The 9486-nt window shown below is 67.4% G+C and carries 8 protein-coding genes; 7 read left to right on the top strand and 1 reads right to left on the bottom strand.

What is annotated here, in order from left to right:
• Both ACILRA_RS14395 and ACILRA_RS14400 read left to right on the top strand, forming a co-directional pair.
• Window positions 1-1698: ATP-binding protein (locus ACILRA_RS14395; protein WP_395662782.1), on the top strand; the 1698-nt coding region annotated here is incomplete at its 5' end.
• Between the two features lie 8 nt (window positions 1699-1706).
• Window positions 1707-3386, top strand: a complete 1680-nt coding sequence (locus ACILRA_RS14400; protein ID WP_395662783.1) for an ABC transporter permease — start codon at window positions 1707-1709, stop codon at window positions 3384-3386.
• Here the strand turns inward: ACILRA_RS14400 and ACILRA_RS14405 are convergent.
• On the bottom strand, window positions 3376-5316 hold the full coding sequence (locus tag ACILRA_RS14405; protein ID WP_395662784.1) for an acetoacetate--CoA ligase: 1941 nt from the start codon (window positions 5314-5316) through the stop codon (window positions 3376-3378). The two genes, ACILRA_RS14400 and ACILRA_RS14405, sit on opposite strands and share 11 nt — an antisense overlap.
• A gap of 99 nt (window positions 5317-5415) precedes the next feature.
• On the opposite strand from ACILRA_RS14405, the gene ACILRA_RS14410 reads away from it, so the two are divergent.
• The 5 genes from ACILRA_RS14410 to ACILRA_RS14430 form a co-directional block, all read left to right on the top strand.
• Window positions 5416-7182: an AsmA-like C-terminal region-containing protein gene (locus tag ACILRA_RS14410; RefSeq protein WP_395662785.1), complete on the top strand. Its 1767-nt coding sequence runs from the start codon at window positions 5416-5418 to the stop codon at window positions 7180-7182.
• Between the two features lie 32 nt (window positions 7183-7214).
• Window positions 7215-7673, top strand: coding sequence for a molybdenum cofactor biosynthesis protein MoaE (locus tag ACILRA_RS14415; RefSeq protein ID WP_395662786.1), 459 nt, complete (start codon window positions 7215-7217; stop codon window positions 7671-7673).
• Window positions 7670-8245, top strand: a complete 576-nt coding sequence (locus tag ACILRA_RS14420) for a thermonuclease family protein (RefSeq protein WP_395662787.1) — start codon at window positions 7670-7672, stop codon at window positions 8243-8245. The genes ACILRA_RS14415 and ACILRA_RS14420 overlap by 4 nt, the downstream gene beginning before the upstream one ends.
• 70 nt (window positions 8246-8315) lie before the next feature.
• A complete protein-coding gene (locus ACILRA_RS14425; protein WP_395662788.1) occupies window positions 8316-8936 on the top strand; it encodes a DNA-3-methyladenine glycosylase in 621 nt (206 codons plus the stop codon).
• Between the two features lie 71 nt (window positions 8937-9007).
• Window positions 9008-9486 (top strand): tetratricopeptide repeat protein (locus tag ACILRA_RS14430; RefSeq protein WP_395662789.1); only part of this gene is annotated, 479 nt, incomplete at its 3' end.

Below are 9486 nucleotides of genomic sequence, written 5' to 3' on the forward strand. Positions count from 1 at the left end.
GCCGCGCCACCACCTGCCGCGCAACGCCTGCCGGAAGCCGACGCTGCCGTTTTCGAGCGGCTGGGCAAGACCCTCGAGGACGGGATCAGGCAGCTGCCGCCGCGCCATGCTGCACCGGCAGCCGAAGCCCCGCCGCCTGCGCCCGCAGCACGGCGCGCCCTGCAGCATGTTCCAGACCAGGTCCGCATCCCGCTCGAGAACCGCAGCGATGCCGTGCTCGTGGCCAAGGATGGGCAACTGCTGTTCGCCAATCCCGCAGCGGCCCTGCTCTTCGGCTATGAAACCGCGGAAGAGGTGATCAACGACGCGAGCCTCAAGAGCCAGTTCGGCGGGCTCGGCCAGTCCCTTCCGCCCGCCGGCATTGCAGTCGATGACGGGCACCTCGTCCGGGCGGGCGTGCAGATGACGGTTATCCCCTGGCTCGGCGGCCCTGCGCGGCAGTTCGTGCTGAACCCGGTGGAGGCTGACGCGCCGCCTGCAGCAGATCCCAAACCTGCGGCCACGCCGGAGACGCCGCCTGCGGCTCCCCCCAGGCCCTCGGCCGACGTGATCCAGCTCCCGCTCCGCCACGGGCCCTCCGAGGCCGACCAGGAACTGCGGGCCATTCTCGACACCGCCGCCGACGGCATCATCACCCTCGATCACGAAGCCCGCATCCACACCTTCAGCGCCGGGGCGGAGGCAATCTTCGGCCAGCGCATCGCAGACGTTGCGGGCAAGCCCTTCCTCGACCTCCTGGCGCCCGAGAGCCGCAAGACGGTGCGCGACTATCTCGCGGCGCTGCATGGCCCGGGCCTGGCATCCGTGTTCAACGATGGCCGGGAGGTGACGGCTCAGGTGGCCCAAGGGGGCACGGTGCCGCTCTTCCTCACCATCGGCAGGCTGCAGGCGCCGCGCTCGCAGGCCGCCTTCTGCGCGGTGGTGCGCGACATCACGCAATGGAAAAAGACCGAGCAGGAACTGCGCGAGGCAAAGGACCGCGCGGAAGCGACCAGCCGTCAGAAATCCGAGTTCCTCGCCAGCGTCAGCCACGAGCTGAGGACCCCGCTCAACGCCATCATGGGCTTCTCGGAGGTGATGCGGCTCGGCCGCTTCGGCGAGATCGACAACGAAAAATACCGCGGCTACGTGCAGGACATCCACGCCAGCGGAGCCCATCTCCTGTCCCTCATCGACGACCTCCTCGACCTCTCGAAGGTCGAGGCCGGCAAGCTTGAGCTCAACTTCACCGCTGTGGGCCTCGGCGAAGTCACGGAACACGCAATGAGGCTGCTTGCCGAGCAGGCGACCGCTGCCCGCGTCGTTCTGCGCAAGTCCTTCCCGGCAGACCTTCCCAACGTGGTGGCCGATCTCCGCTCCATGCGCCAGGTCATGCTGAACCTCTTGTCGAACGCCATCAAGTTCACCGATCCCGGTGGCCAGGTCGTGATCTCCGCCCAGCTGCTCGCCTCCGGCGAACTGAAGCTCAAGATCAAGGACAGCGGCATCGGCATGGACGAGGACCAGCTCAGGAGCGCGCTGGAGCCCTTCGGCCGCGTGACGACGGAGGGCCGGCACGCGCAGGGCACAGGCCTCGGCCTGCCGCTGACCAAGGCCCTGGTGGAGGCCAACCGCGCCCGCTTCCATCTCTCGAGTGAGCCACGCCGGGGAACCCTCGCCGAGATCACCTTCCCCACGCCGCGCGTCCTGGCGGAATAGCGCACGGCATGCCATCCGGCGACGCACTATCCATGCTGAAGGCTCCGCCACGGCCGCTGAGCGAGCGGCTGCTGGGCGCCGCGGCACTGGTCACCGGCCTTGCGCTGGGGCTTCCCGTGCTCACCATCATCGTGCTGGCGCTGATGCCGACCGAAAACATCTGGCCGCACCTGATTGCCACCGTGCTGCCGGGCTATGTGATGCGGACACTCGCGCTGATGGTGGGCGTGGGCCTCATCACCTTTGCCGTTGGCACCGCGGTCGCATGGCTCGTCACCATGTGCCGCTTTCCCCTGCGGCCCCTGTTCGTCTGGGCCTCGCTGCTGCCGCTGGCGATGCCGGGCTACATCGTGGCCTTCGCCTATGTCGATTTCCTGAGCTACGCCGGGCCGCTCCAGACCTGGCTCAGGGGCGTGTTCGGCTGGACAAGGCCGTCCGACTACTGGTTCCCCGAGATCCGGTCTCTGGGCGGCGCGATCTTCGTGCTCTCCATGGTGCTCTACCCTTATGTCTTCCTCACTGCGCGGGCGAGCTTCATCCGCCAGCCCGCCACCCAGCTCGAAGTGGCACGCGCCCTCGGGCGCACGCCGTGGGGCGCATTCCGCAACGTGGCGCTGCCTCTGGCAAGGCCCGGCATCGCGGTCGGCGTGTCGCTCGCTTTGATGGAATGCCTGAACGACATCGGCGCGGCGGGCTTCTTCGGGGTCAACACCCTCACCCTCGGCGTCTACACGACATGGATCACGAATGGTAACCTCGGCGGGGCAGCGCAGATCTCCGCCGTGATGCTTCTCTTCATCTTCGTGCTCGTCTGGGTCGAGCGCACGGCCAGGCGCCGGCAGTCCTTCGTGCTGCCCTCCCAGCGCCCGCGTCAGCCGGACCGCATCCGCCTCAACGGCTGGCAGCGGGTCCTCGCGGTGATCGTGTGCGCAACACCGATCGTGATCGGCTTCGTCGTCCCCGCGCTGGTGCTGATGGCCTTCGCCGCATCGAGGCTCGACCAGGCGCTGTCCATGCCCTACCTCAGGGCGGTCTACCATTCGCTGCTGCTGGCGGGCCTTGCTGCGGCAATCGCCGTCGCCCTGGGCCTGGTGCTCGGCTATGCCAACCGCGTGATGCGTTCACGCTTCACGGGCAACGTCATCCGCATCACCTCCATGGGCTATGCGATCCCCGGCACGGTGCTGGGCATCGGTGTGCTCATCCCGCTTGCCGGCTTCGACAATGCGGTCGACGGATTCATGCGGGAGACATTCGGCATCTCGACCGGCCTCCTGCTCTCAGGCTCAATCGCAGCGGTCATCTTCGCCTATGTGGTGCGCTTCCTCGCCATCTCCTTCGGCACCATCGAATCAGGGCTCCAGAAGGTGACGCCCAACGTCGCCGCCGCCGCAAGAACGCTGGGGCGGGGTCCCGTCAGCGCCTTCTTCGAGGTTCACCTGCCGCTTCTCCGGCCGGCGCTGGTTGCAGCAGGGCTCCTCGTCTTCGTCGACTGCATGAAGGAACTGCCGGCGACGCTGATCCTCAGGCCTTTCGACTTCGAGACCCTCGCGACCAGCGTCTTCGTCCTGGCATCGATGGGCGAGCTTGAGGAAAGTGCCCTTCCCGCGCTCACGATCGTCGCGGCGGGATTGCTGCCGGTGATCCTGCTGTCACGCACCTTCCACGAACCGCACATCACGTCCTGAGGCCGGGCAGGTCCTCGTAGAGGTCCAGCGCCTCGGGGTTGGCGAGCGCCTCCTTGTTCTTCACCACGCGGCCATGCACCACGTCGCGCACCGCGAGCTCGGTGATCTTGCCGGACTTGGTGCGCGGAATGTCGGCCACGGCCACAATCTTCGCCGGCACGTGGCGGGGCGATGCGCCAGCACGGATCTGCGTCCTGATCCGCGCGGCAAGCGCCTCGTCGAGCGCCACGCCAGGGCGCAGCCTCACGAACAGGACGACGCGCACGTCATTGTCCCAGTCCTGGCCAATGGCCAGCGCCTCGATCACCTCCGGCACCTGCTCGACCTGGGCATAGATCTCCGCCGTGCCGATCCTGACGCCGCCCGGGTTCAGCGTCGCATCCGACCGGCCATGGATGATCATGCCGCCATGCGCCGTGATCTCGGCGAAGTCGCCATGGCACCAGATGCCGGGAAAGCGGGCGAAATAGGCGTTGTGATACTTCGCACCGTCGGGATCGTTCCAGAACATCACCGGCATTGAGGGAAACGGCTTCACGCAGACGAGTTCGCCCTTGCCGCCCCGGAGCGGCTCTCCCGCCTCGTCATAGACGTCAACCGCCATGCCGAGCATCGGACCCTGGATCTCGCCGCGCCAGACGGGAGACAGGGGATTGCCGCCCACGAAACAGCCGCAGATGTCGGTGCCGCCCGAAATCGAGGCCAGTTGCATGTCCGCCTTGATGTCCGCGTAGACGAAGTCGAAGCTCTCGGCACTCAAGGGAGAGCCCGTCGAGAGCATGGCCCTGAGGGTCCGCAGACCATGCGTCTCGCGCGGCACCAGCCCGCTCTTCTTCACGGCGTCGATATATTTGGCGGAGGTTCCGAAGATCGTCATCGCCTCCTCGTCGGCAAAGTCAAACAGCACCCGGCCTGACGGGTGGAAGGGCGAGCCGTCATAGAGAAGAAGCGTGGCGCCCGCGGCAAGCCCGGAGACCAGCCAGTTCCACATCATCCATCCGCAGGTCGAGAAATAGAACAGCCTGTCGCCGGGCCCGGTGCCCGTGTTCAGCACGTGCTCGCTGAGATGCTTGAGCAGGATGCCGCCCGCCGAATGCACGATGCATTTGGGAACCCCGGTGGTGCCGGAGGAATAGAGGATATAGAGCGGATGATCGAAGGGCAGCTGCGCGAAGGCGATGGGTGCCGCGCTGTGGCCTTGCATGAAAGCGGCCAGCGTTTCGCCGCCGGAAAGTGCCGCTGCGGTGCCCTCCGCCTCGCCGATATAGTCGATGACGAGGATCGTTTCGGCGGACGGCAGCTGCTTCAGCACATTCGCCGCCTTGTCCGCCATGCGGATGGTCTTGCCTCCATAGTAGTAGCCGTCGCAGGTGATGAGCACGCGTGGCGCGATCTGGCCGAAGCGGTCGAGGATGCCGCGTTCGCCGAAGTCGGGCGAGCAGGACGACCAGATGGCCCCCAGCGAAGAGGCCGCGAGGAAGCACACGATCGCCTCGGGCATGTTCGGCACGATGGCGGCAACCCGGTCTCCGGACTTGACGCCCGCAGCCGCGAGGGCGCGGTGAAGACGCGCCACGTCCTGGTTGAGCCGGGCCCAGCTCATGCGGCGCTGCACCTTGTCTTCGCCGCGGAAGACCAGCGCATCGGTTTCGTCGTTCCTGCGCAGCAGGTTCTCGGCGTAGTTCAGCCGCGCCCCGGGAAAAAAGCGCGCGCCCGGCATGCGATCCCCGTCAGCCAGAACCTGCTCGCCGCGCGTCTCAGCCTTCACCGCGCAGAAATCCCACACCCCGCTCCAGAAATCCTCCGGCCGCTCGACCGAGAAGCGCAGCACTTCCTCGAAGCTCTTCAGGCCCAAAGGCTGCATGAACCGCCAGAGGGCGGAGGCTTCGGCACGGGCCGGATCGGGGGTCCACAAGGGGCTTTCAGTCATGTAAGGCTCATGTCTCAACTGCGTGGTATCAAGGGTCTATTGATGTCACAGAAGGGCCGCAAGTCCCGGCCAAAAGCGGCGCAATTTCAGGAGTTTCCGATGGACCGTCGCGGATTGATGGCAGTGGGCGCCGCCGTTGCTCTGATCGCAGTGGCAACTGTCGTGTGGGTCGTGCTCTCGCCGGGCTGGGTCGTCCCGGCGCTGGGCAGGATCGCCGAACAGCAGCTCGGGCGTGCCTTTTCGTCCACGGGCAGAGCCCATCTCGACTTCTCGCCGCTGTCGCTCCGCATCGAGCAGCCCGTACTTGCCGGCCTCACGGAAGCGAGCGCCGGCCTGCTGTCCGGCGGAACGCTCGTGATCCCCGTCAGCTTCGGCCAGATTCTCTCCCGCAAGCCCGATCTCACGCGCATCTCCCTGAGCGAGTCCGAATTCGCGCTGCTCATCGATGAGCGCGGCCAGGCCAGCTGGGATTTTCCGGAGGCGGCAGCCGGCCAGGAGCTGGCCATCACGCTGAAGCAGGCCTCCTTCCGCTATTTCGATGCACGCAACGGACAGGCGCTGACGCTCTCCAACGTCGACGGACTGATGCGGATCACCCCTGAGGGCGGCGTGACCTTCACCGGCACGGCGGTGATCAAGTCCCAGGTGGCGCACATCGACCTCGAGCTCCGGTCGCTGCCACGCGTCAACGCCGGTGGCTCACCGCTCGAGGTTGTAATCGAGAGTGGTGCGGCCTCCGTCAGCTTCAGCGGCAGGCTCTCGACAGGCAAGGTTCTGAACCTGGCCGGGCCGCTGAGCCTTTCCACCCGCGAGACGGCCACCCTGGCGCGCTGGGCGGGCATTCCGCTTGCCGAAGGCACAAGCCTGCCAGAACCCCTCAATCTCGACGGCGCGCTCGACAGCGCGGGCCGGGCCTTCGCGATCCGCAATGCCGCCGTGACGCTGGGCCAGTTCCGCGCCGCTGGCGACGTGGTGGCCGACCTGCGCGGCGAGCGGCCGAAACTGCAGGCCAATCTCCAGGCCGAAACACTGTGGCTCGATGCGCTGCTGCCTTCCGCCGGCGCTGGGCCGGAGGCATGGGGCCGCGCTGTGTTCCCCGTCCAGGCCTTGCGGGCCATGGACGCGGAGCTGAGCATCATCGCGCGGACGGTGGCCTTTAACGGCTTCACGGGCGGGGTCACGCGCTTTGCCGCCACGGTGACGGACGGCAAGATCGAATCCTCCGGCGCCGCGCGCCTCGATACCGGCGGCACCGCAAGCTTCAGGGTTCAGGTCGATTCGGCTGTCCTGCCGCCGTCGGGCATCGTTGGCATCACCGCCGAGAATGCCGGCCTTGGGCCACTCATCGGCGCACTCACGGGGGTCACGGCCCTGTCCGGCACAGGCAATCTCAATCTGGAGCTCAGCGCCCAGGGGCAGACGCAGGAAGAGCTGGTCAGCACCCTCAAGGGGGCGGCCAGCCTGTCGCTCAACGGCGGGCAGCTCGCGGGCAGCGACATCGGCGGGACGATCGCCGCTGTGCGCGAGAGAATCCTCGACGGCTGGACCACCGTGCCCGGCGGCACCCCGGTTGACAGCCTGAGCGCCACCGCGAGCCTGGCCGATGGCCTCGCCACCCTCGGCGCCAGCGAGCTCGCCACCCCGGGCCTGCGGATGTCGCTGTCAGGCACGGTCGACCTGCTGCGCCGCGCGCTCGACCTCAAGGCAGAGCTGCTGCCGCCCGAGACCGCGCCCCTGCCGGTGCCGGTGATCGTCCAGGGAAACTGGGCAGCGCCACGCATCTATCCGGACATCCCCGACATCCTGAACAATCCGGAGGGCGGCTTCGCGCGGCTGCGCTCCGACAAGATACCGCCCGGCAATTGAAGCCCGGGCCAGATGAGGGCATCATTGCAGCCATGATCCGCGTTCAACAGCAGCCCTTCGATGCAGGCGCAGAGCTCGCCGCCCTTAAAGCAGGGCAGCGCAGCATCGGCGGCACCGTGATGTTCCTCGGCACCGTGCGCGACCTCTCGGACGGCGAGAACGTGCGCGCCATGACCCTCGAACACTACCCCGGCATGACCGAGAAAGCCCTGGCGGAGATCGAGGGCGAAGCCCTGGCGCGCTGGCCCATCGATGCCTCGCTCATCATTCACCGCTATGGCAGGCTGGAGCCAGGCGAGGACATCGTGCTCGTCATCACCGCATCGGCCCACCGCGAGGCCGCCTTCGCGGCCTGCCACTTCCTCATTGATTGGCTGAAGACCAAGGCCCCCTTCTGGAAGCTGGAGGAAGGCACGGAAGGCGCGAACTGGGTCGAAGCCCGGGACAGCGACGAGCATGCCGCGGCCCGCTGGGAGAAGCAGGCGCCTTGAGAATACGGCGCAAGGCCGGCCGCTCGCCCCTGCGCAGCCTTGCCGATGGGCTGGTGTTCCTCGCACTCGCCGCACTCGTGACACTCGCCGTCAGCCGGACGGGGTGGCTGGCGCCTGAATCAGGGCGCTTCGTGGCGATCGATGGCGACTCGCTGCGCAAGGGCGAGCAGGAATACCGCCTGCATGGCATCGACGCGCCCGAACTCCACCAGAACTGTACGGGAAAGGACGGCAAGCCCTTCGCCTGCGGGCGCGCCGCGCGCGATCACCTGCGCAGCCTCGTCACACGAGAAACGCTCGACTGCGATATCCTGGAGACGGACCGCTATGGCCGCTTTGTCGTGGAATGCCGCGCGGGCGATGTGAACATCAACCGCGAAATGGTGCAAAGCGGCTGGGCCATCGCCTACCGCCGCCACGCCACGGACCATGCCGAAGCGGAAGCCGCGGCGCGCCAGTCCCGGCGCGGCCTCTGGCAGGGCGAGTTCGAGACGCCGGAGCGCTGGCGCGCACGGCACAGAACCAGCCTGATGCGCGGCGCAATGTTCCCCGATCCCATTCCCGTTGACTGACTGAGCCTGATATCCTCATTGCGCAATCACTGCCGTGAGCAGGCCTTCGAACAGGAGATTGGCGGGGATCATGGGCGGACAGCGGGAGAAAGGACCAGCGCGGCAACCGGGCGCGGTGCCGGAAGGCTCCAATGCCCAGCGCGGCGTGCCGGGCCAGGAATTCTTCGCACGCGATGCCCGCGCGGTCGCTGCCGCAATGATCGGCCTCGAGCTCACGGTGAACGGCGCTGGCGGACTGATCGTCGAAACGGAAGCCTATCTGCCGGATGATCCTGCCTCCCACAGCTTCCGGGGGCCGACGGCGCGCAATGCCTCGATGTTCGCTGGTCCCGCGTCCAGCTATGTCTACCTGATCTACGGACGGCACTGCTGCCTCAATGCGGTCTGCCTGCCGGGTTCTGCTGTTCTGATCCGCGCGCTTGAGCCCACGGCTGGCCTCGACATCATGGCGGCCCGGCGCGGCACGGCGGACGTGCGAAAGCTGTGCGCGGGGCCGGGCCGGCTGGCCGAGGCACTGGGCATCACCCGCGCCGAGGACGGCCTGTCGCTGCTGGCGCCACCCTTCGCGCTGCGGCCGGGACGGAGCTTGCCCCTTGTCACCGGCACACGCATCGGCATCACCCGCGCCACCGGCCTGCCGTGGCGCTTCGGTGCCGCGGGCTCGCCCTTCGTGAGCCGCCGGTTTGGCTGACCGGGATTTCACAAGCGCGGGAAAATCGGCTATCTGTCGGTGCCATCAAAGAATCCGGATGCCCCCGTCGAATGTCCAGTAACGTGCTTCTCATGAACAGGGCGCGCGCCAGCCACCAGCAGGGTGACTTCCAGCTGGCAGTCAGGACCTATGAGAATATCCTGAAACTTGATCCCCGGAACTATGACGCCGCCTATCTGCGGGCGGTGGCGCTCTACCAGGCAGGCGTGCTGGAGCGCGCGGCAGAAGGCTTCGCCGCCGCCGCCCGCATCAACCCGCGCAAGGTCGAGCCCCACAAGGACCGCGGCCTCGTCATGATGAAGCTTGGCCGCCATGAGGCAGCACTTGCCAGCTTCGAGGCAGCCACGCGGCTCATGCCCGGCTCGCCGGAACTGCTGCTGAACCGTGGGCTGGCACAGCGGAACTGCGGCCTCACCGAACAGGCGGTGGCAAGCTACGAGGCGGCGCTGCGGCTCCGCCCGGATTTTGCCGAGGCGCACAACAATCTCGCCAACAGCCTGTCGCTCCTCGGCCGCAAGGAAGAGGCGCT

This window comes from Aestuariivirga sp. (assembly GCF_044239095.1).
In the GTDB taxonomy this organism is placed as follows: domain Bacteria; phylum Pseudomonadota; class Alphaproteobacteria; order Rhizobiales; family Aestuariivirgaceae; genus Aestuariivirga.

Bases quoted from the DNA above. Each gene is read 5' to 3' on its own strand.
- ACILRA_RS14410 (WP_395662785.1), top strand. From the start codon at position 5,416: ATGGACCGTCGCGGATTGATGGCAGTGGGCGCCGCCGTTGCTCTGATC.
- ACILRA_RS14405 (WP_395662784.1), bottom strand. From the start codon at position 5,316: ATGACTGAAAGCCCCTTGTGGACCCCCGATCCGGCCCGTGCCGAAGCC.
- ACILRA_RS14415 (WP_395662786.1), top strand. From the start codon at position 7,215: ATGATCCGCGTTCAACAGCAGCCCTTCGATGCAGGCGCAGAGCTCGCC.
- ACILRA_RS14400 (WP_395662783.1), top strand. From the start codon at position 1,707: ATGCCATCCGGCGACGCACTATCCATGCTGAAGGCTCCGCCACGGCCG.
- ACILRA_RS14425 (WP_395662788.1), top strand. From the start codon at position 8,316: ATGGGCGGACAGCGGGAGAAAGGACCAGCGCGGCAACCGGGCGCGGTG.